General features: G+C 57.4%; 17 protein-coding genes. 7 read left to right on the forward strand and 10 right to left on the reverse strand.

Going from position 1 to position 21769, the window contains the following annotated elements:
• Positions 1-38: 38 nt before the first annotated feature.
• Entirely contained in the window at positions 39-506 is a 468-nt protein-coding gene (locus IFT53_RS00075) for a PRC-barrel domain-containing protein (protein WP_192063801.1), read from the forward strand.
• A 216-nt stretch (positions 507-722) separates the two neighbouring features.
• Here IFT53_RS00075 and parC read toward each other — a convergent pair whose 3' ends face one another.
• Positions 723-3002, reverse strand: a complete 2280-nt coding sequence (gene parC, locus IFT53_RS00080) for a DNA topoisomerase IV subunit A (RefSeq protein ID WP_192063800.1) — start codon at positions 3000-3002, stop codon at positions 723-725.
• A 224-nt stretch (positions 3003-3226) separates the two neighbouring features.
• Between parC and IFT53_RS00085 the strand changes: the two genes are divergently transcribed.
• Positions 3227-4417: a hypothetical protein gene (locus tag IFT53_RS00085; RefSeq protein WP_192063799.1), complete on the forward strand. Its 1191-nt coding sequence runs from the start codon at positions 3227-3229 to the stop codon at positions 4415-4417.
• Between the two features lie 133 nt (positions 4418-4550).
• Here the strand turns inward: IFT53_RS00085 and aspS are convergent, their stop codons facing one another.
• Positions 4551-6341, reverse strand: coding sequence for an aspartate--tRNA ligase (gene aspS, locus IFT53_RS00090; RefSeq protein ID WP_192063798.1), 1791 nt, complete (start codon positions 6339-6341; stop codon positions 4551-4553).
• A gap of 300 nt (positions 6342-6641) precedes the next feature.
• Between aspS and rnd the strand changes: the two genes are divergently transcribed.
• From rnd to IFT53_RS00105, 3 genes are all read left to right on the forward strand, one after another.
• Positions 6642-7808, forward strand: a complete 1167-nt coding sequence (gene rnd / locus IFT53_RS00095) for a ribonuclease D (RefSeq protein ID WP_192063797.1) — start codon at positions 6642-6644, stop codon at positions 7806-7808.
• A gap of 202 nt (positions 7809-8010) precedes the next feature.
• Positions 8011-9036, forward strand: a complete 1026-nt coding sequence (locus IFT53_RS00100) for an adenylate/guanylate cyclase domain-containing protein (protein ID WP_192063796.1) — start codon at positions 8011-8013, stop codon at positions 9034-9036.
• 134 nt (positions 9037-9170) lie between these two features.
• On the forward strand, positions 9171-10532 hold the full coding sequence (locus IFT53_RS00105) for an esterase-like activity of phytase family protein (protein ID WP_192063795.1): 1362 nt from the start codon (positions 9171-9173) through the stop codon (positions 10530-10532).
• Positions 10533-10586: 54 nt separating this feature from the next.
• Here the strand turns inward: IFT53_RS00105 and ppx are convergent, their stop codons facing one another.
• The 5 genes from ppx to IFT53_RS00130 form a co-directional block, all read right to left on the reverse strand.
• Positions 10587-12107 (reverse strand): exopolyphosphatase, encoded by a 1521-nt coding sequence (gene ppx, locus IFT53_RS00110; protein WP_192063794.1) that lies wholly within the window; start codon positions 12105-12107, stop codon positions 10587-10589.
• Positions 12104-14305, reverse strand: a complete 2202-nt coding sequence (locus IFT53_RS00115) for an RNA degradosome polyphosphate kinase (RefSeq protein ID WP_192063793.1) — start codon at positions 14303-14305, stop codon at positions 12104-12106. Before IFT53_RS00115 ends, ppx begins: the two co-directional genes overlap by 4 nt.
• Before the next feature lie 152 nt (positions 14306-14457).
• A complete protein-coding gene (gene hdaA / locus IFT53_RS00120; protein WP_192063792.1) occupies positions 14458-15171 on the reverse strand; it encodes a DnaA regulatory inactivator HdaA in 714 nt (237 codons plus the stop codon).
• 3 nt (positions 15172-15174) lie between these two features.
• The gene (locus IFT53_RS00125) at positions 15175-16329 is read right to left on the reverse strand and encodes an AI-2E family transporter (RefSeq protein ID WP_192063791.1); all 1155 of its coding nucleotides are present in this window, start codon (positions 16327-16329) and stop codon (positions 15175-15177) included.
• A 13-nt stretch (positions 16330-16342) separates the two neighbouring features.
• Positions 16343-16504, reverse strand: coding sequence for a hypothetical protein (locus IFT53_RS00130; RefSeq protein WP_155398889.1), 162 nt, complete (start codon positions 16502-16504; stop codon positions 16343-16345).
• 64 nt (positions 16505-16568) lie between these two features.
• Between IFT53_RS00130 and purM the strand changes: the two genes are divergently transcribed.
• Complete coding sequence (gene purM / locus IFT53_RS00135) at positions 16569-17642, forward strand: phosphoribosylformylglycinamidine cyclo-ligase (RefSeq protein WP_192063790.1); 1074 nt, start codon at positions 16569-16571, stop codon at positions 17640-17642.
• Entirely contained in the window at positions 17639-18298 is a 660-nt protein-coding gene (gene purN / locus IFT53_RS00140) for a phosphoribosylglycinamide formyltransferase (protein ID WP_192063789.1), read from the forward strand. The genes purM and purN overlap by 4 nt, the downstream gene beginning before the upstream one ends.
• Positions 18299-18336: 38 nt before the next feature.
• Here purN and IFT53_RS00145 read toward each other — a convergent pair whose 3' ends face one another.
• From IFT53_RS00145 to IFT53_RS00155, 3 genes are read right to left on the reverse strand one after another with little or no spacing between them, the layout of a single operon-like run.
• Entirely contained in the window at positions 18337-18942 is a 606-nt protein-coding gene (locus IFT53_RS00145; RefSeq protein WP_342365782.1) for an NUDIX domain-containing protein, read from the reverse strand.
• Positions 18943-18959: 17 nt separating this feature from the next.
• Positions 18960-19556 (reverse strand): NUDIX domain-containing protein, encoded by a 597-nt coding sequence (locus tag IFT53_RS00150; RefSeq protein ID WP_192063787.1) that lies wholly within the window; start codon positions 19554-19556, stop codon positions 18960-18962.
• Between the two features lie 3 nt (positions 19557-19559).
• Positions 19560-21767, reverse strand: a complete 2208-nt coding sequence (locus IFT53_RS00155; protein ID WP_192063786.1) for a molybdopterin-containing oxidoreductase family protein — start codon at positions 21765-21767, stop codon at positions 19560-19562.
• Positions 21768-21769: the final 2 nt, after the last annotated feature.

Below are 21769 nucleotides of genomic sequence, written 5' to 3' on the forward strand. Positions count from 1 at the left end.
CCGAACACTATGTTCGATACTGAAAAGGAAGAAACACTATGAAAAACAAGGTTTTCGCGCTTGCTGCTGCTGCAGTTCTGACATCGTCTGTCGCGTTTGCGCAGACGGCGACGACGGCTCCTGCTTCGGCACCGGCTGCTGGTGCAGATGCGATGCTTTCGGGTCCTGGCATTACCATGGGCACCAAGGCGAGCGGTCCTTTGAAGTTCATCAATGTGCAGAAGACCGACCTCACAGCCTCGCAGCTTGACGGCATGGACATCTACAATGCCCAAAACGAGGAAATCGGTGAGATTGAAGACGTCGTGATTGGCGATGGCAAGGCTGTTATCGGTCTGGTTGCCAGCGTCGGCGGCTTCCTGGGCATCGACAAGAGCTATGTTGTTCTGGACCCTGCCTCTGTTGCCATCAACAACGACAATGGCACATGGAAGGCTTACGTAGACACGACCAAGGAAGCGCTCGGCGCGGCTCCGAAGCTCGACTACGACAAGATGGATGACTAATCCATGAAATAGGCGGTTTTCTTCCGCCGGTCTTTCAAGCCCACTGATTGTTGGCTCGCTCCAACGGTCGGTGGGCTTTTTTATGGGAGTGAGTGGGGCTGCTCCAGCAGAGGATGTCTGCCGCGTTGTGCTCGTTGAGATGTGGTTAGATCCTCGGCACAAGGCCGAGGATGACGACGTGAGGTGGATGACGTCGAGAGCGTGAGCGACCTGCCCTTACCCTCCGAATTTGCCGCTGCGGGGGAAGCCTTTGGGTACGAGGCGGCCGGCGGTGGCGCGGTCTGCCATCCATTCTACCAGTTCATCGGCGTTTTTGGAGAAGGAGCGTCCGGCGCTGTCTTCCCATGTCAGGCCGCTGGCCAGCGCGAAGCACTTGATGTCGGAAATGCCGCCATCCTTGTAGCGTTGCAGGCGCACGCCCTTGCCACGTGACATTTCCGGCACTTGCGAGAGCGGGAATGTGAGCATCTTGCGGTTTTCACCAACAACGGCAACGTGGTCACCAGTAACAGGCACCAGCATCTTCATCTCATCCGGCATGGCAACATTCATGATCTGCTTGCCCTTGCGGGTATTGGCGACCATTTCCGTTTCCGCAATCACGAAGCCATTGCCAGCCGTGGAGGCCAGCAGCAGTTTGCGCGATGGATCATGCACGAAGGCGCTCAGAATATCCTGATCGTTCTCCATATCCACCATGATACGAACCGGCTCGCCATGCCCGCGCCCGCCCGGCAGCTTGTCCGCGCCCAGCGTGTAGGCCTTGCCGCCCGTCGTTACCAGCAGCAGCTTGTCCGTGGTCTGCGCCGGGAAAGCCAGCTTCGGGCCGTCGCCTTCCTTGAAGGTCAGCGCCGAGGTATCGGCCATATGGCCCTTCAGCGCCCTGATCCATCCCTTCTGGGAAATGACGATGGTGACAGGCTCTTTCTCGATCATGGATTGCTGAATGGCATCCACATCCGCCGTCGGTGCCATGGCAAACACGGTACGGCGTGCGCCAAGCGCGGTGGCCTTGGCGTATTTCTTCTTCACATCCTCGATTTCACCCGAAACCGTCTTCCACTGCTTTTCTGGCGATGCCAGCAGCGACTCGATTTCAGCCTTCTCGCTGCTCAGGCCTTCGAATTCCGCGCGGATTTCGAATTCTTCCAGCTTGCGCAAGGAGCGCAGGCGCATGTTGAGAATGGCTTCGGCCTGAATATCGGTCAGCTTGAAGCGCGCCACCATAACGGGCTTCGGCTCATCTTCCTCACGGATGATGGCGATGATCTCATCGATATTGAGATAGGCGACGAGGAAGCCGCCGAGAATTTCCAGGCGGCGGTCGATGGCGGCCAGGCGGAAGCGCGAGCGGCGCAGCAGCACATCGCGGCGGTGGTCGAGCCATTCTTTCAGCACTTCGTTGAGCGCCATGACCTTGGGCACGCGGCCCATGGACAGGACGTTCATGTTCAGCGGAATGCGGTTTTCCAGATCCGACAGACGGAACAGCGATTCCATCAGCAGCGTGGCATCGACGGTGCGGTTCTTCGGTACCAGAACGACCCGTACGTCCTCGGCGGATTCATCGCGCACATCTTCCAGCAGGGGCAGACGGCGGGCCAGAAGCAGCTCGGCAATCTTTTCGATCAACCGCGATTTCTGAACCTGATAGGGAATTTCGGTGATGACGATCTGGTAGCCGCCACGGCCAAGATCCTCGATCTCCCACTTGGCTCGAACGCGAAAACCGCCGCGTCCGGTCTTGTAGGCCTCGATCATGCTTTCACGGCTCTCGGTGATAACGCCGCCTGTCGGCAGGTCAGGTCCCTCGATGCCGCCTCTTTCCGGATGAGCAGGATCGAACATCAGATCCTCGACTGTCGCATCCGGGTTCTTGATCAGCCGAAGAGCCGCATCGCAGAGCTCATGCGCGTTGTGCGGCGGAATGGAGGTGGCCATGCCCACGGCGATGCCGGAGGAACCGTTCGCTAGCAGGTTGGGAAACGCGCCGGGCATAACGACCGGCTCTTCGTCTTCCTCATTATAGGTCGGGCGAAAATCGACGGCGTCCTGCTCGATGCCTTCGAGCAGCAGCGCTGCGACATCGGTCATGCGCGCTTCGGTGTAACGATAGGCAGCGGCGCCATCGCCATCGATATTGCCGAAATTGCCCTGTCCATCGACAATCGGGTAGCGCTGGGAAAAGTCCTGCGCCAAACGCACCAGCGCGTCATAGACCGACTGGTCGCCGTGCGGGTGGAACTTACCGATCACGTCACCGACGATACGGGCGCATTTCTTGAACGCGGAATTGGGCCGAATGCCCATTTCGCTCATGGCGTGAATGATGCGACGGTGCACCGGCTTCAAACCATCGCGAACGTCCGGCAAGGCGCGGTGCATGATGGTCGACAGCGCATATGCCAGGTAACGCTCTTCCAGCGCTGCCTTCAGGTCAACAGGTATAATATTGTCGTCGTCTCCGCCGGACGGAGGAAGCAGATTTTTTCCCATAGTTCCTGACTAGCTGAAAGGGTTAATTCCGGCAAGAAACAAGGGCTTTTCGCCTGTGGATGACGGCGGTTGCGCACGTATTTTCCTTTGACCTTGTTTTTATGCCGCAATTCAGCCATTCGTTGCATCTTATGAATGCAATATACCGGCGCTAACCATCCGATATAGATGCACCATTTCAGCTTCGACATGCCTGTTTTTCGTACCTGTAGGGAAGAGATAGAATGAGACTTCAGACAACCCGCAATTTTCTGTTTGCCAGCGCCGCGGCAGTCGCTTTCGCGTCGCCTGCATTCGCACTTGACGGTGCAGACGTCCTCAAGAAAATCAACGCCGCTTATCACGTTCAGGGCGCGGAAATCGGCGCGAAATCCGTTACTGTTGATGGCTCCACGGTCAAGCTCAGCGGCGTTACCTTCGCGACGACGGCAACCAAGGAGCAGGTCATCCCTGTTGGTGACGTCACGCTTGAAGGCGTTGAAGAAGACAATGGCGGCTACACAATCGACAAGATGAGCTTCGACAATGTGAAATGCGCTCACGAAAATGTCGCCGTTGATGTGAGCGACATCTACGTTTCTGGCGTTGTCGTTCCGGCAGATCCAACCACTGGCACAGTGGATTCCATGATGCTCTATGATGAGGCCCATAGCGGCCCCGTCTCCGTGAAGGTGGATGGCACGGAAACCTTCTCGCTCGCCGAAACAACAACGACGATGACCAAGAGCGAAGATGACAGCACCATCAGCTTCGACCTGAACGCGACTGGCTTCAAGGCGGATCTCAGCAAAATCCAGGACCCTAAGTCCAAGGAAGCCATCGACAAGCTCAAGGTGCAGACGCTTTCAGGCGAAATGACCATGAGCGGTTCGTGGGAACTCACACCGGGCACGCTGACGATCGATGAGTATGCCGTCGACCTCAAGGATGTCGGCCGTCTCAACATGGCGTTCAGCTTCTCCGGTTACACGCTAAACTTCATCAAGACGATGCAGGATGCGGTCAAGGCGCAGGCCGAAAATCCGAACAAGGAACAGGCAGATCAGGCCGCCGGTCTCGCCATGCTCGGCCTTATGCAGCAGCTGAGCTTCAACAGCGCCGAAATCAGCTTCGATGATGCCAGTATCACCAAGCGCGCCATCGATTACGCCGCTGGCGAACAGGGCATGTCGGGCGAGCAGCTGTCGCAGACCATCAAGGGCATGGTTCCGATCATGATGGCCCAACTCAACGTACCGGAACTGCAGAACGCCGTTTCCGCAGCCGTGAACGCCTATATCGATGATCCGAAGAACTTCAAGATTTCCGCAGCCCCTGAAAAGCCCGTCCCCTTCCCCATGATCATGGGTGCAGCCATGGGCGCGCCAAACACCATTCCAAAGGTGCTGGGCGTAACGGTTACGGCTAACGAATAGTCGCTGATACCAAAGCTTCAAGCCGCCCTGTGAATTCTCACAGGGCGGCTTTTTTGTTGCGCGCTTTATTGCGAAAAACGAAAGGGCCAGCGTTTCCGCCAGCCCTTTTTTTTCAAACTCGGTATGACCGATATCAGTCTTTCTTCGGCGTCGGCACGACACGCAGTGCCAGTTCGCGAAGCTGCGTTGGCGTAGCTGGTGCCGGTGCGTTCATCAGAAGGTCCTGCGCCTGCTGGTTCATTGGGAACAGCGTGACTTCGCGCAGGTTCTTCGTGCCTGTCAGCAACATCACCACACGGTCCACGCCAGCTGCCATGCCGCCGTGCGGAGGCGCGCCGTACTGGAAGGCGCGGTAGAGGCCGCCGAAGCGGTCTTCCACGTCCTGCTGGCTGAGGCCAACCTTCTCGAACGCCTTGACCATCAGTTCTGGCGACTGGTTACGGATGGAGCCCGAGGCGATTTCGAAGCCGTTGCAGACCATGTCGTACTGGTAGGCCTTGATCGTCAGCGGATCCTGGTTTTCCAGCGCGTCCATACCGCCCTGCGGCATGGAGAATGGATTGTGGGCGAAGTCGATCTTCTTTTCTTCCTCGTTGTATTCGAAGAACGGGAAGTCAACGATCCAGCACAGCTCGAAGCGGTCGCGGTCTACAAGGTTCAGTTCCTCGCCAGCGCGGGTGCGGGCTTCGCCAGCAAACTTGTAGAACTTTGCAGGATCACCGGCAACGAAGAAGGATGCGTCGCCTGCTTCTAGACCGAGCTGGACGCGCAAGGCTTCCGTGCGCTCTTCGCCGATGTTCTTGGCAAGCGGGCCAGAGCCAACAACCTTGCCGTCTTCTTCCTTCCAGAAGATGTAACCGAGGCCAGGCTGGCCTTGGCCTTGCGCCCAGGCATTCATGCGGTCGCAGAATGCTCTGGAACCACCGGTCTTGGCTGGAATGGCCCAGACTTCAACCTTCGGGTTGGATGCAATCATGTTTGCAAAGACCTTGAAGCCGGAGCCGGCAAAATGGTCTGTAACGGCCTGCATCTCGATCGGGTTGCGAAGGTCCGGCTTATCGGAACCGTATGTGCGGATCGAATCGTCATAGGCAATGCGGCGGAAGTTCTGCGTAACAGGCTTGCCTTCGGCAAACTGTTCGAACACGCCGCGAATGACGGGCTCCATGGTTTCCCAAACGTCTTCCTGCGTCACGAAGCTCATTTCCAGGTCGAGCTGGTAGAATTCGCCCGGTAGACGGTCTGCACGCGGATCTTCATCGCGGAAGCACGGTGCGATCTGGAAATAGCGGTCGAAACCGGCAACCATCAGAAGCTGCTTGTACTGCTGCGGCGCCTGCGGCAACGCGAAGAACTTGCCTTCGTGAATACGGCTCGGCACGAGGAAGTCGCGCGCGCCTTCTGGCGAGGATGCCGTCAGGATCGGAGTGGAATATTCAGCGAAGCCGATATCGCCCATGCGGCGGCGCATGTCGGAGATGATCTGCGTGCGCTTGACGATGTTCTTGTGCAGCGTATCGCGGCGAAGATCGAGGAAGCGATACTTCAGGCGCACATCTTCCGGATAGTCAGGCTCACCGAACACCGGCAGCGGCAGTTCCTTGGAAGCGGCCAGCACTTCGATTTCCTGAGCGTAAAGCTCGATTTCGCCGGTCTCCATGGTCTTGTTAACAGTGTCTTCCGAACGCGCCTTGACGAGACCATCAATACGGATGACCCACTCGCCGCGAACGACTTCGGCAGACTTGAAGGCCGGGCTATCGGGATCGGCAACGACCTGCGTGATGCCATAATGATCGCGAAGGTCGATGAAGAGAACGCCGCCGTGATCTCGTACGCGATGGACCCAGCCGGACAGGCGAACGGTTTCGCCGACATGCGACTTGCGGAGTGCGGCACAGGTGTGGCTGCGGTAACGATGCATTTTATGATCCTGAAGAATACAGCGGCAACGGTCTGCCGCGCTGTCGAAAATTGGCCGGAAAAGCGCATGACTGACCCGATTTGTCAAGGTAAAGCGCAATTTCCATAGCCCTCTTTGCACCCCCACCACGCAGAGCGCAATCATCATTTTGGATGATGTGACAGGCAAATTTGCAATTTATGGTCACATTAGGTGCGGGAAACTTCGCATGTGAGCCAAGAAACGGCTTGATCATATTGACATGGGCCGACCAAAGGGAAAGTAAGACGGATCGATTTCCGTGACTGGCTGAACGACGCAATGATTGAAACGACAACAGCACTCGCCGAAGCCTGCAAGGAACTGGCGAAATCCGATTTCATTACGATTGATACGGAATTTCTTCGCGAGACGACATTCTGGCCGCAGCTTTGTCTGGTACAGATGGCAAGCCCGACGCTGGAAGTGCTGGTTGACCCGCTTGCCAAGGATATCGACCTCTCGCCGCTTTTTGAGTTGATGGCCGATCCCAGCGTCATCAAGGTTTTCCATGCCGCCCGTCAGGATATCGAAATCGTCCACCATCTGGGCGGACTTATCCCTCATCCTATTTTCGATACGCAGGTCGCTGCCATGGTCTGCGGCTTTGGCGACTCTATTTCTTATGATCAGCTGGTCCAGCGGATCAAGAACGTCCAGATCGATAAATCCTCACGCTTCACGGACTGGAGCCGTCGCCCGCTGACCGAAAAGCAGCTGGACTACGCGCTGGCCGATGTCACCCATCTGCGTGATGTCTATCTCGCCTTGAAAGCGCAGCTGGAGCGCGATGGTCGTTCTTCCTGGCTCAAGGAAGAGATGGATATTCTGGAATCGGTCGAAACCTATGACATGCATCCCGATGATGCGTGGCTGCGGTTGAAGTCGCGTCTGCGCAAGCCGACGGAACTCGCCATCCTCAAATTTGTCGCTGCATGGCGCGAACGGGAAGCGCGCTCGCGCAACGTGCCGCGCTCACGTGTGTTGAAGGATGATGCGATTTTCGAGATTGCTCAGCAGCAGCCGAAAGACACCGACGCACTCTCACGTCTGCGCACCGTCCCCAAGGGTTGGGAGCGCTCTGCATCCGGCGTCGCCATCATTGAAACGGTTAATGCGGCACTTGCGCTGCCAAAGGGCGAGATGCCGCAGGCTGCGCGACAAAGCCATTCCCCTGAGGGATCAGGCGCAGCGGTTGAGCTGCTGAAGGTTCTTCTGAAGCTGACTGCCGATAAACACGGCGTTGCCGCCAAGGTTATTGCCAATAGCGAAGATCTGGACAAGATCGCATCGGAAGGCGAAAAGGCCGACGTTCCCGCCCTTTCCGGCTGGAGGCGCGATCTGTTTGGCGAACCAGCATTGAAGCTTATTCGCGGTGAAGTGGCACTTCGTTTCGCTGGAAAGAAAGTGGAAGCGCTGGAGCTTCCGACCGCTGAAGAGACGGCCTGACAAGGTCTCCGACCCTGCCCCACAAAGCCGTTTGAGATTGATGCAAGTCCGTCACAGACGGCCCCTTTGCCCTGACATTACCGAAACATCACTTTTGGCCTGATCGTTTCCGCAATATGCTTCACGCCTAACGGGAATCATACCGATGCCCCGCCATGGATGGTAGTTCCCACTGCGTCCCCTTGCCGAACAAAGAGGCTGGATGAGAAAATTTCTCGCAATGCTGGATTATGTCATGCTGTTTCTGGCGGTTGCCGGAAGCGGTGTGGCCTATGCATTTCTGGAATATGGCGGCGGCGCCCTTATCGGCGCGACCTATGCGCTGTTTGCCTGCGCGCCCATTCTCGCCTTCGAGCGCGGCTACATCATGCCCGGGCTTTCGCGGCGCATCAGCATGCTGCCGACGCCAGCCTATATCGCATTTGGCCTCGTCATCTATGCCATTCTGGTGTTTTGCGGATTCGGCCTTGGCGGGACTATTCTGTGGGCCACGGGCATATTGCCGACAAGCTGGCGCAGCGCCGTTCATGCGGAAATGCAGACGCTTCTGTTCACGCTGGGCGTATGCGCCATCATCGTCTTCATCATGCGCGTGCGGGAATTGCTGGGCCGCGATATCTTCATCGATCTCATCCTCGGTCGTTATCGCCGTCCGGTCAGTGAAGAACGTGTCTTCCTGTTTGTGGACCTCGTCGGCTCCACGTCCTTTGCCGAAACCCACGGCGATCTTCGGGCGCAGGAATATCTGGGTGAGCTGTTTTCTGTTTATGCGGGGCCGGTGCGGCGGCACGGCGGCGTTATCGATGATTATATCGGCGATGCGGCCATCATAACCTGGCCTTACCATATGGCGATCCGCCGCGCGGCCTGCATCAATTGTGTCTTCGATATCCTGAAAGCCATCGAGAACAATCGCGCCGAATGGCTATCGCGTTTCGGCACTGTGCCAAAGCTGCGATTCGCTGTTCATGGTGGCCCGGTCATCACGGCTGAAATCGGCGTCGATCACCACAAGATCACCTATTTCGGAGACACCGTTAATACCACGGCACGGCTGGAATCACTCAGCAAGATGCTGGGTCATCCCATCCTGATCTCGTCCGATCTTGCCCATCAATTGCTGCTGCCAAAAGGCGTAAAAAGCGAGTATCTGGGCGAACACGCCGTGAAAGGCCGCGGTCAGACACTGGGTGTCTGTGCCCTCAGTTCTGCTGAGATTATCGCCTGACGCTCGCATGGGCACAAGCGTCATCAAATCTTCAACCCGGGTTCAAGCCTTTGTCATGAAGCGTGCCTAACGGTCCATGCATCGCAAATGCAGACACAAGGTTTGCATTGCAGATGCAAACCAAAGGTAATGTCATGAAAAAGACCCTCCTGGCCTCCGCAGCCATTCTTGTGCTCGCCACCACCTCAACCTTCGCGGCGGAAAAGGAATTCCCTGCAAAGCTCGTGTCACAGGCGGTCTTGCCGGCAAACACAATCATCGCGGCCCCTGCCGATGCGCCTGAGCATCTGAAGACATCGGGCAAGTTCACGACAGCGGATCGCAAGCGTGCCGAAGGCTTGGGCACTGTTGCGGGTAAGGATGGCGTGCGCAAAACCGGTTTGTCCATGCCGTTTGCAGGCCAGGCCATGCAGGGCTTTTCGGGCATCAAGACGATGAGCGACGGTACATTCTGGAGCCTTTCCGATAACGGCTTTGGCTCCAAGTCGAACTCCAGCGATTCGATGCTGATGCTGCATCACCTGAAAATCGACTGGGCCAATGGCAAGGTCGAACCGCAGGAAACCGTGTTCCTGTCCGACCCGGACAAGAAGGCACCCTTCCCCACCGTCATGGAAGGTTCCGAGAAGCGTTATCTGACCGGTGCGGATTTCGATGTGGAATCCATCCAGCCAACAAGCGACGGTTTCTGGGTTGGCGAAGAGTTTGGCCCCTATGTCCTGAAGTTCACCCGCGATGGAAAACTCACCGATGTTGTCTCGACCAAGGCTGGCGAGATCGACGTGAAGTCTTCTGACCATCCGACGCTCACGCTTCCTGCCAATCCGACTCAGAAGCTGCCTGCCTTCAACCTGAAGCGTTCCGGCGGATTTGAAGGTCTTGCCATGTCCAAGGATGGCACCAAGGCTTACGGACTGCTCGAAGGTCCGCTGTACAATGCAGAAGGCCAGGTCGAGAAGACTGAGGACGGCGCCACAGGCCTTCGTATCATCGAGCTGGATGTTGCATCCAAAAGCTGGACCGGCCGCACATGGCTGTATCCACTGGCAGAAGGCGGAGAAGCGATTGGCGACTTCAACATGCTGGATGATACCACCGCGCTGGTGATCGAGCGTGACAACGGCGCTGGCACAGCGGACAAGGCCTGCGCCGATCCGAAGAAGCCTGAAGAGAATTGCTTTGCAGTTCCAGCCAAGCTGAAGCGTATCTACAAGATCGAAATCAGCGACGCGAATGTGGGCAAAGCCGCACGCAAGATCGGCTATATCGATCTCATGAATATCGCTGATTCCGATGGCAAGGCACGTCAGGGCAGCGCAAACGGCATTTACACAATGCCATTCGTCACCATCGAGAACGTAGACCGCGTGGACGCAACGCACATCATCGTCGGTAACGACAACAATCTGCCATTCTCGGCGGGTCGCGCCCTGGACAAGGCAGATGACAATGAGTTCGTTCTGCTTGAGGTCAAAGACCTGCTCGACGCGAAGTAATCAGTAAAAGCGCGAAGCCCCCAACATGTGTTGGGGGCCTCGCTTCAAATTCCACTACTCGAAAACGAATGCCAGCTTTTTGCCTGTCAGCTTCGAAAGCTGCTGCAACCGACCCTCGAGCCTCTCGCCAGCAAAATCGCAATATTCATGCGGAACGACGAATTCGAGATCTATACCGTCCTGCTCGGACCGCCGGAATTTCAGGTGATCGACAACGCCCGGCATGGATGCGGAAAACAGATAGATGACCCGCAGCAGCCCACCCAGCAGCTTGGCAAGCTCCTGCATTCTCTCACCCGCAATCGATGTCAGGTGTTCGGTTGTCCCATTGTCGTTGAGGCCTTCGAAGCGATAATAATTCGCCAGCGCGATGTAGGCGCGACCCGGATGGGTGATGGCGATGAAAGACGAATGCGCGATGATGTTGAGCGCCTGCAATCCGCGATAATCGGGATGGGCGCGCCAGCTGATATCAGCCAGAAGGCACGCAGCCTGACGGTACCGCGCCTCGTCCTCGGTCTCATCGATGCCGAAAATTGGCACAGTCCGCCCGCTCCAGTCGGCAAGCTCGCGTGCGTGTTCTGGGGATCTGGCGCGAAGGATTGCCAGTTCATCTGCGACGACAAGAAGGGGATCCGACGCCTGCTCAGTCTCGGGCAGCAGTGAATAGAGATAGCCCTCACGAACGCCCTGAGCGGAAAACGCAATCTTTGCCGGCTTCATTGCTTCCAGCACTTCGCGCATGGCGACCGCGCCGAAGGGAAGCAACGTGCGGCGGTTTTTTGACACCGCCTGCCAGGCAGGATCTTTGCTGTCCTTTGAGGCAATGACCTCATCCAGAAAGCTCAGCATATCCGCGAGCGGCAACTCATAGCCCTGCATCATGTGCAGAGGGTAGCCGGTGATTTCCATGTGCAGCTTGGCTATGTTACGCCATGTGCCGCCGACCGCGTAGAATGTGCGCCCCTCGCCCTTAGCAAGCAGCTTCGCCGTCTTGACCTGCTTTTTCGTGTAGGCCGCAGCCTTCTCGATGGAGCCGCCGGAATGTTCCGACAACCGCAGGCCGCCGAGCGGCAAGGTGATGCCATCGCCGCAGGTTTTGCCCCTGATATCGATCAATTCCAGCGAACCGCCACCCAAATCACCGGCAATGCCATCAGCATCGTGGAAACCGCTGATCACGCCATAGGCGGAATAGAGCGCTTCCTTTTCACCGGAGAGAACCTCGATCTCGCAGCCGAGAATGCTTTCAGCATCGCGAATGAAATCGGGACCGTTGGATGCTTCACGGGCGGCGGCGGTGGCAAGCACATAGAGCTGTTTCGCCTGGGCCTGTTCCGAAAGAGCACGGAAACGGCGCAACGCCGCAAGCGCACGCGTCACGCCCTCTTCATCCATGCGCCCGGTCAGTGCGAGGCCTTTACCAAGGCCGCACAGGACTTTTTCATTGAAAAGCACCGCTGGGGCGCGCGAGAGTCCCTCATATACGACGAGACGAACGGAGTTCGAACCAATGTCTATGACGGAAACGGGGGCGAGACCAGTAAGGCGCCCCTGTGCTTCTGATCGTGTCATTCAGCCTGTTTCTTGCGGGCAGAGACCAGCCCGGCAATCAGTTTGGGCGCACTGGATTTCAAGGCTTCACCACGTCCCGACAGGCTTGGATTGGTCATGAAATAGTGCTGCGCGTTGAACGGTTCCTCGCCTTTGCGCACCTCGATGCGCCTAGACGTACCGTCCGGCAGTATCTCGTAGCTCTGCTGGTTGTCAATGAGATTGCCCAGCATGATCTGCGAAAGAACCTGCTCGTGCACAGTCGGATTGACCAGCGGGACCATGGTTTCAACCCGGCGATCCAGGTTGCGTGGCATCATGTCGGCCGATCCGATGTAGACCAGCGCCTTGTCGGAAGGCAGGCCATGGCCGTTGCCGAAGCAGAAGATGCGGCTATGCTCAAGGAAGCGTCCGACGATGGATTTCACGCGGATATTGTCGGAAAGGCCCGGCACCTGCGGACGCAGGCAGCAGATGCCGCGAATGACCAGATCGATCTCCACACCGGCTTCACTGGCGCGATAGAGCGAATCGATGATTTCAGGGTCCACAAGCGAGTTCATCTTCATCCAGATTGCCGCTGGAGCACCATTTCTGGCGTGTTCCGCTTCATCATTGATGTGCTTGAGAATGCGCGAGCGCATCGTATAGGGCGAAACGGCAAGCTTCATGCCCTCTTCAGGTTCACCGTAACCGGTGATGAAGTTGAAGATGTTTGCCATATCATGCGCAATCTTCGGATTGCAGGTGAAGAACGACAGGTCCGTATATACCTTGGCAGTGACCGGATGGTAGTTGCCGGTGCCGAGGTGGCAATAGGTCCGCAGCTTGCCATCTTCACGGCGCACGACCATGGACATCTTGGAGTGGGTCTTGAGTTCGATGAAGCCGAACACGACCTGAACGCCAGCCCGTTCCAGATCTCGCGCCCAGCGAATATTCGCCTCTTCGTCAAAGCGTGCCTTCAATTCCACCAGCGCCGTGACTGACTTGCCAGCATCGGCAGCGTCGATCAATGCGCGAACGATCGGGCTATCATTAGAAGTGCGGTAGAGCGTCTGCTTGATAGCGAGAACGTCTGGGTCACGTGCCGCCTGCAACAGGAACTGCACGACCACATCAAAGCTCTCATAGGGGTGGTGAACCACCATGTCCTTTTCGCGAATGGCCGCAAGGCAATCGCCCGCATGTTCACGCACACGCTCCGGGAACCGGGCATTGTAGGGCTCAAACTTCAGGTCATCGCGCGGTGCCTTGACGATTTCCGAGATTGTGTTCAGCGCCAAGAGGCCCGGCAGAACCGCGACGCGATTGTCCGGCACACCCAGTTCGTGAACAACGAACTGGCGCAAAGATGGAGGCATTTCGCTGTCGGTCTCGATGCGGATAACCGAGCCGCGACGGCGGCGCTTCAGCGCGCTTTCAAAGTAGCGGACGAGATCTTCCGCCTCTTCCTCAAGCTCGATATCGCTGTCTCTGATAATGCGGAACGTACCGAAGCCACGCACCGTGTAGCCGGGATAGAGCCTGTGGATGAAGAGGCCAACCACGTCTTCCAGCGTGATATAGCGGATCGCGCCCTTTTCGTCCGGCAGACGGATGAAGCGGTCGAGTGCGGGCGGCAGACGCAGGAGAGCCGTCATCGGCTCACGGCCATTGACGCTATCGAGCTGCAAGCCCATCGAAAATCCCAGATTGGGGATGAATGGGAAAGGATGCGCAGGATCGATCGACAGGGGCGTCAGAACCGGGAAAATCAATGCTTCGAATTCGTTTTCCAGCCAGACCAGATCCTGTTCGGAAAGTGCGGCCGGACGAACGATATAGATGTTTTCCTTGCCCAAATATTGCTGGAGAACCGCAAGCGAAGCCTGCTGCTCCATCTGGAGATTGTCGATCTCTTTCAGAATATTCTCAAGCTGCTCGGCGGGCGTCTTTCCATCCGGCGTCTTGACGGTCACGGACTGGCGAACCTGACCTTCCAGGCCAGCGACGCGCACCATGAAGAATTCATCAAGGTTGGCAGCAGAAATCGAGAGAAAGCGAAGACGCTCCAGCAGGGGGTGAGCCGTGTTGAGCGTTTCTTCAAGGACGCGGCGGTTGAATTGCAGCCAGGAAAACTCCCGGTTTACAAAGCGCGTCGGGCTGTCCCACAGGTCCGCGACCTCTGCTGCTGCCTGCGTGCCATCGTTCGAACCGTCCTGCACTGCCGAATCCATAAAATATCCCCCGCCCTTTAAAACCGGTTTCCCGAGGCCATGGCAGGACTAAGCCTGCAATGCTCTAGGTATTGTTGAAGCATCGGGGCGATTGAGAACCGCTTTCCGATGCCTACAGCCCGTATAACAGTTTGACGACGGAACTGTGACAGTCAATCATCGTCCACATCGCTACCGAGTTCAGTCAGCACTTCCGCCGCCATCGCCCGGCTGATCCGCGCTCCCCGTGCCAGCCCCAAACGATCAAGCCTCTCGACAATCGTCTGCGCCGTATCCAGAGAACGCTCCATCCGCGCAACGATATAGCTGACAAGTTTGTCATCTATGTAAAGCTGGCGGTCCGCGAAGAGTTTCATCAAAATCTGACCGAGCAGATCCTCATCCGGCTCACCGATTTCCACCACCGTTGCCGCCTTCAGTCGCGAGCGAAGATCGGGCAAGGTGACGGGCCATAGCGAAGGCGATTCCCGGCTGGTGATCAGCAGTGAGTTTCCGTTTTCCCGCACACTGTTGATGACGTGAAACAGCTCCGTGTCGTCAAACCCGTTGCGGTCGGCGTCTTCGAACAGGACGGGAGCCTTTTCTGCCACACGCGCGGCCTCTGCTCCTGCAACGGGTTGAATCTCGGCGGCGCCGCTGATGTTTTTCCAGATGCTGGCGAGATGAGATTTCCCCGAGCCCGGCGGCCCGACCAAAACCACAACCGGAGACGGCCAGCGCGGCCAGCTGTCCACGATGCTGACAGCCGCATCCAGAGGAGCGGCCACAAGCAGATCGTCACGACCGGTCGCCGTCTGGTGAGAGAAAGCCAGCGGAAGTTGTTCGGCCTTTGTTTTGATGGCGCCGGGCTTGTTTCTATCGCTCATCGTCTAGCTCTGAGAATCGATCTTTGTTGGAGGGAGCGCTTTTACCTGTTGTCCTGTACCATCCCACGGCAGGTTGGCGGCGCGGCCATGGTACAGATCGCTGTCGAGATAACGCGAGAGTGCGAAGCGCACCAGCACGCCCATTGCTGCTGCGGCAGGAACCGCCACAAGCAGACCGACGAAGCCGAACAGCGCGCCAAACGCGAAGAGGGCAAACATTAGCCAGACGGGGTGCAGACCGACGCTGCTGCCGACCAGTTTCGGCTGTAGAATATTGCCTTCGATGAACTGGCCGGAAAAGAAGACCGCTAGGACCAGAATGACATCAACATAGTCAGGCCAGAACTGAACCAGCGCCACGCCGACGGCCAGCACAAGCCCGATCATGGACCCGACATAGGGAATGAAGCTGATGGCACCTGCAAACAGGCCGATCAGAAGGCCGAAATTCAGACCGACCAGCGACAGACCGACACCGTAGTAAACGCCTAAAATGATGCAGAGAGAACCCTGACCACGGATAAAGCCTGCAATCGTCTTATCCATGTCGCGTGCAATCTGGCGAACGGTTGATACGTGGTCACGGGGTATCCAGCCGTCAACCTTTTCGATCATCCGGTCCCAGTCCAGCAGCAGGTAAAACGCGACAACTGGTGTCACCACCAGCAACGACATGACATCCACCAGCGACTTGCCAGAATTCCATATCTGCGTGAGCAGCGTGCCGATGAAACCCGCCCCTTCCGCCAGCAACTTCGAGAAGTTCTCCTTGACCGTATCGATCTGCGTGCTGACCCAACCCGGCAGAAGATTGCTATCGGCCCCGGCAATCAATGACTGGAGGGAGGAGATGTACTGCGGAATACGGGTAATAAATTCCGATGCCTGCGCGGCCACCAATGGAATGATGATGATGAGCGATAGCGCAAACACAAGCACAAAGGACACGAGGATCATGATGCTCGCCATCATGCGGCTCAAGCCCCTGCGTTCCAGCCAGTCTGCAATAGGATCAAGAAAGTAAGCGAGCGCCATTCCAGCCACGAAGGGCAGGAGAATGGAGCTGAACACCATCAGGAACAGCACAAAAACAGCGAGAGCACCGAGCCAGAAAAAAACCTGACGTCTCAGATTCATGCCTCTGATATGTGGTTGCATCGCCTGCTCCTTATTAAGCGCCCGTGGTCATAACGCCTTGGTCAGGAGATAGGACGCGTGGGCTGGACTGGTCAAGTGTCGCATGTTCGTCAATTTCGCCAAGGCCGAGCTTTCCCATAACAATACGGCTAAAACAGCCAAAAGGCGTGAAAAACATGCCTTTTGCGATGCTCATACTTGCATCGTCACCCGTCTCATGCGAATGGCGACGCCAAACGGAACGAGTGGAGACAAGAGCCATGAGCGAGCAAGGCAAGAACGGTCTTACCTACAGCGATGCAGGCGTAGACATCGACGCCGGAAATCTGATGGTCGAGAAAATCAAGCCTGCGGTGCGCTCCACCCGTCGCCCCGGCGCCGATGGTGAGATTGGCGGCTTCGGCGGCTTGTTCGATCTGAAGGCTGCGGGCTTCAAGGACCCGGTCCTCGTGGCTGCCAATGATGGCGTCGGAACCAAGCTGAAGATCGCCATCGACGCCGATTATCACGACACGGTTGGTATCGATCTTGTCGCCATGTGCGTCAACGATCTGGTCGTACAGGGTGCCGAGCCACTCTTCTTCCTCGACTACTTTGCGACCGGCAAGCTCGATCCCGATCAGGGTGCCGCTATCGTCAACGGCATTGCCGCTGGCTGCCGGGAATCCGGTTGCGCCCTGATTGGTGGCGAAACCGCCGAAATGCCGGGCATGTATTCGCATGGCGACTATGACCTTGCGGGCTTTGCCGTGGGTGCTGCCGAACGCGGCCAGCTTTTGCCAGCCGGCGACATTGCCGAAGGCGATGTCATTCTGGGTCTCGCCTCGTCAGGCGTCCATTCCAACGGCTTCTCGCTGGTGCGCAAGATCGTCACTCTTTCCGGCCTTGGCTGGGATGCAGCCGCTCCCTTCGCTGAAGGTCAGAAGCTGGGCGAAGCCCTGCTCACACCGACACGCATCTACGTCAAGCCGCTGCTCAAAGCTATCCGCGAGACGGGTGCCCTGAAGGCGCTGGCCCATATTACCGGCGGTGGTTTCCCCGAGAATATTCCGCGTGTTCTGCCAAAGCACCTCGCGGCTGAGATCGATCTGACGGCAATCAAGGTTCCCTCCGTCTTCTCATGGCTCGCCAAGACGGGCGGCGTGGCGCAAAATGAAATGCTGCGCACCTTCAACTGCGGCGTTGGCATGATCGTGGTCGTTTCTGCTGAAAACGCACAGACGGTAACAGACGCGCTGACAGCGGAAGGCGAAACCGTATTTCCGCTGGGCCGCATGGTCGCGCGTGAAGATGCGGCGCATGGCACCATCTACAAGGGCACGCTCGGCCTATGAGTATTGCCCCTGCCCGCAAGCGCGTCGTCGTTTTCATTTCCGGCAGCGGCTCCAACATGATGGCGCTGGCGCAAGCCTGCCAGGCGCCGGATTTTCCGGCGGAAATCGCATGCGTCATTTCCGACAAGGCGACGGCGGGCGGGCTGGCCAAGGCGCAATCCCTTGGCATTCCAACGCTCGTCTTCGAGCGCAGGATTTACTCGACCAAGACTGAACATGAGCAAGCCATACTGGCCGCGCTCGGTGAAATCGACCCTGATATCATCTGTCTTGCGGGCTACATGCGGCTGATCTCAGGCGACTTCATCGCGCCCTATGCTGGCCGCATCATCAACATCCATCCATCGATCCTGCCACTTTTTCCCGGCCTTCACACCCATGAACGCGCCATTGAAAGCGGCATGAAGATCACCGGCTGCACGGTTCATTTCGTGACCGAAGGCATGGATGAAGGCCCGGTCATCGGCCAGGCCGCTGTGCCGGTGCTGGTGGATGACACCGCCGAGACGCTTGCAGCACGCGTTCTGACCATCGAGCATCAGCTTTATCCCCTGACCCTCAAGCTTCTGGCAGAGGGCAAGGTGCTGATGGAAGGTGGCAAGGCTGTGCGCAGTGCGAATGCCTGCGAGGCCACACAGCAGCTGCTCTCGGCCTGATCGCTCACCCGGCCGTCTGCCGCCGAGCTTTTTTTAGTTCATAATTGCTGCCGGTTCAGCATCGCCCATTGCAGCAGAATGATCGTCTTGGCGTCAGTGATGCCGCCTGTCGTGATCATCCCGAACGCATCGTCCAGAGGAATGGTGAGAACCTCGATGTCCTCCCCTTCCGTATCGAGACCGCCGCCAACCCCTGCTTTCTCATCGAGATCGATGCGCGCGTAAAATAGTGCGACTTTTTCCGTCAGCGTGCCGGGGCTGGCATAGGTTTCGAAGAGACATTGCACCTCTTTAACGGCATAGCCGGTTTCTTCCATCGCCTCACGGCGGATGGCCTCATCGGGTTGGTCGTCGTCGATAAGGCCTGCGGGAACCTCCAGCATGAAGCTGGGGTCACCATTCACGAAGGCCCCCGGGCGAAATTGCCGGACGAGGACGATGGCGTCTTTTTGCGGATCGAAAAGCAGGATAGCGGCGGCGCTCCCGTGGTCGTGCACTTCGCGGTCGATGCGGATGACACGACCATCCGGCATTTTCTGATCGAAGATCAAAGTCTGGAGGTGTACGAAACGCTTCCAGACCGTCTCTTTCGAGACGAGCTTTACCCTGTCTTCATCACGCGTTGCCGTCGTTCTTTCGTCCACATCAAACTCCGTGAGATTTATGACGTCAGTGATGCCCGGTTGAGAGCAGCCCATTGCAGCAGCATGATGGTCTTGCCATCGCAGATATCGCCGTTTTCGATCATTTTCATAGCGTCATCCAGCGGAACCACGACGACTTCGATGTCCTCATCCTCATGGTCGGCACCGCCGCCCTCTTCGATGCGGTCGGATGCGTCAACGATCGCCGCGAAGAAATGCAGGATTTCGGTGACTGAGCCGGGCGACATGAAGGATTTGAACAGGAAACGCGTGTCGCGCAGCTTGTAGCCGGTTTCTTCCATCACTTCGCGCGCGATGGCGTCTGCCGGATTATCGCCATCCAGAAGGCCAGCAGGCGTTTCCAGCAGCCAGCCATGGTAGCCGTTGACATAGGTCGGCACCCTGAACTGACGAACCAGGATGACGCTGTCAATCTTCGGATCGTAGAGCAGAATAGTCGCGCCGTTGCCGCGGTCATAGGCCTCGCGCTTCAGCGTCTTCGTTTCACCCTTCGAGTTGGTGTAATTGTAGGTGATATTACGAAGGTGGTACCAGTTCTTTGAAAGTGTTTCGTCTTTTAGAATTTCAATCGTCACATTATCAAATTTCTGCATGTCTTATTCCTGCGAAAATGTCTTCAACCAAACTTTGTTGTCGTGGAAGGCCGCGCCACCATAAGGTGCCGCTGCGTCTGCGCCTGTCAGCACATTGATGCCCTCGCCATCCAGATGCGCCTTGTTGGGCCACAGGCCCTCAGCAATCAGCACGCCTGCCTTAGCGCCATCGACAATCCGCGCATGAATACGGACTTGGCCGCGGCCATTGCCGATCTGAACAACATCACCATCTGCCACACCGAGCCTGATGGCATCGGTGGGACAGATCATCACTTCTGGGCGCCCTTCTTTCTGCACCGATGTTTTCGTCTCGGCGAATGTGGAGTTGAGGAAGTTGCGGGCGGGTGATGTCGCCAGCCGGAACGGGTGTTCGGCATCGACCACTTCAATGATATCCACCTGATCGGGAAATTTCGGAAGCTCAGCGACCGGACCCATAACCGGCACATTGTGCGGTGGCTTGTTAGGCGATGGACCGCTCTGCCAATCCGGGCTGAACCGGAATTTGCCATCGGCATATCCGAAGCCTTCCAGATAATGGGCAACCTCGAAGGCAGGCTGGGCATCGATCCATTTTTCGTCGGCAAGGCTATCGAAATCGCCCCATCCGCCCGGTTCCAGAATGCGGTCAATATGTTGGCGCTCGCTCATGCCGAAGCCCGGCATATCGGCAACACCCAGACGCTTGGCCAATTCCTCGATGACAAACAGGTTGGTGCGAACCGTCTCAGGCGGCTCCACCAGCTTGGGTCCGAGCAGAATGTGGTTCTGGCCACCGGCGCGATAGATATCGTCATGTTCAAGGAACATGGTGGCTGGCAGCACAATATCGGCCACCTCAGCCGTCTCGGTCATGAACTGCTCATGCACCGCTACGAACAGATCACCGCGCAGGAAACCCTGACGCACCAGCCGCTGCTCAGGACAGACATTCACAGGATTGGTGTTCTGGATCAGCAATGCCGTGACCGGCCCTCCGTGGCGAAGCGCCTCGGCGTCGCCAGTCAGCACGCGGCCGATCTGTGATTGATCGAGTTGGCGGACATTGGGGTCGGCATAGGCCGTGCCCATGAGCTCCGATTTATCCAGCCGGAAGATATCGCCATTGTTATGAAACGCGCCGCCGCCCTCATATTGCCAGGAGCCGAGAACGGTGGAAATGGAGAGCGCCGCATGCATGGCGACCACGCCGTTGCGCTGCCGGGCAAAGCCATATCCAAGGCGGAAAAAGCTCTTCTTATTGGTTCCGACGAGCCTAGCGAAGGTTTCTATTTCTTCGACATTGAGACCGGTGATTTCTGCTGCCCATTGCGGTGTCTTGGAAACAAGATGCGCCTCTAGACCGGCGGGATCATCGGCAAATTTCGCCATATAGGCACGGTCGGCATATCCATCACGAAAGGCGATGTGCATGACGGCGCAGGCAAGCGCGGCGTCCGTGCCGGGCCGCACGATCAGCTTTAGGTCGGCCTGTTTCATGGTGGGGTTATCGTAGATATCGACGACGACAATCTTTGCGCCGCGGTCCTTGCGGGCCTTGATCGCGTGGGTCATGACATTGACCTGCGTCGCCACCGCATTGGTGCCCCAAATGACCACGACATCGGCCTTGGCCATCTCACGCGGGTCGGGCCCGCGCAGCGCACCGGTGCCCATCACGTAGCCCGTCCACGCCATGTTGGTGCAGATGGAGCCGAAGAAACCGGAATATTTCTTGGCGTGACGCAGGCGCTCTATGCTGTCGCGCTGCACCTGCCCCATGGTCCCGGCATAAAAATAGGGCCAGATGGCCTCTGCCCCGTGCTTTGCTTCCGCTTTGACGAAGGCATCGGCAATTTCGTCCAGCGCCGCATCCCAGCCGATTTCCTGCCAATCGCCCGCACCCTTGGCACCTTTACGGCGTTTCGGGGTCAGCAACCGGCCCGGATGGTAGATCCGCTCCGAATACCGCGCCACCTTGGCGCAGATAACGCCAGCGGTGTAAGTGTTGGCATTGGCACCGCGCACGCGGCCAATCCGGCCATCGGCGTTGATATCCACCTCCAGCGCGCATGCGCTTGGGCAGTCATGGGGACAGACGGTATGGCCGATGCTGACAGCACCAGTCACGGCTTTCGTGGAAATCGGGGTCGCATCATTCATGACTTTTGTATATTGCAAAGGCAATGCGGCCAAAAGGCCCAAGTGACGACCATCAAGATTATTCATAA

This window comes from Rhizobium sp. CFBP 13644 (assembly GCF_014842165.1).
Lineage (GTDB): Bacteria > Pseudomonadota > Alphaproteobacteria > Rhizobiales > Rhizobiaceae > Agrobacterium > Agrobacterium tumefaciens_C.

Excerpts from the sequence above, each read along its gene's own strand:
- IFT53_RS00075 (WP_192063801.1), top strand. The coding sequence starts at position 39 with ATGAAAAACAAGGTTTTCGCGCTTGCTGCTGCTGCAGTTCTGACATCG.
- parC (WP_192063800.1), bottom strand. The coding sequence starts at position 3,002 with ATGGGAAAAAATCTGCTTCCTCCGTCCGGCGGAGACGACGACAATATT.
- IFT53_RS00085 (WP_192063799.1), top strand. The coding sequence starts at position 3,227 with ATGAGACTTCAGACAACCCGCAATTTTCTGTTTGCCAGCGCCGCGGCA.
- aspS (WP_192063798.1), bottom strand. The coding sequence starts at position 6,341 with ATGCATCGTTACCGCAGCCACACCTGTGCCGCACTCCGCAAGTCGCAT.
- rnd (WP_192063797.1), top strand. The coding sequence starts at position 6,642 with ATGATTGAAACGACAACAGCACTCGCCGAAGCCTGCAAGGAACTGGCG.
- IFT53_RS00100 (WP_192063796.1), top strand. The coding sequence starts at position 8,011 with ATGAGAAAATTTCTCGCAATGCTGGATTATGTCATGCTGTTTCTGGCG.
- IFT53_RS00105 (WP_192063795.1), top strand. The coding sequence starts at position 9,171 with ATGAAAAAGACCCTCCTGGCCTCCGCAGCCATTCTTGTGCTCGCCACC.
- ppx (WP_192063794.1), bottom strand. The coding sequence starts at position 12,107 with ATGACACGATCAGAAGCACAGGGGCGCCTTACTGGTCTCGCCCCCGTT.
- IFT53_RS00115 (WP_192063793.1), bottom strand. The coding sequence starts at position 14,305 with ATGGATTCGGCAGTGCAGGACGGTTCGAACGATGGCACGCAGGCAGCA.
- hdaA (WP_192063792.1), bottom strand. The coding sequence starts at position 15,171 with ATGAGCGATAGAAACAAGCCCGGCGCCATCAAAACAAAGGCCGAACAA.
- IFT53_RS00125 (WP_192063791.1), bottom strand. The coding sequence starts at position 16,329 with ATGCAACCACATATCAGAGGCATGAATCTGAGACGTCAGGTTTTTTTC.
- IFT53_RS00130 (WP_155398889.1), bottom strand. The coding sequence starts at position 16,504 with ATGAGCATCGCAAAAGGCATGTTTTTCACGCCTTTTGGCTGTTTTAGC.
- purM (WP_192063790.1), top strand. The coding sequence starts at position 16,569 with ATGAGCGAGCAAGGCAAGAACGGTCTTACCTACAGCGATGCAGGCGTA.
- purN (WP_192063789.1), top strand. The coding sequence starts at position 17,639 with ATGAGTATTGCCCCTGCCCGCAAGCGCGTCGTCGTTTTCATTTCCGGC.
- IFT53_RS00150 (WP_192063787.1), bottom strand. The coding sequence starts at position 19,556 with ATGCAGAAATTTGATAATGTGACGATTGAAATTCTAAAAGACGAAACA.
- IFT53_RS00155 (WP_192063786.1), bottom strand. The coding sequence starts at position 21,767 with ATGAATAATCTTGATGGTCGTCACTTGGGCCTTTTGGCCGCATTGCCT.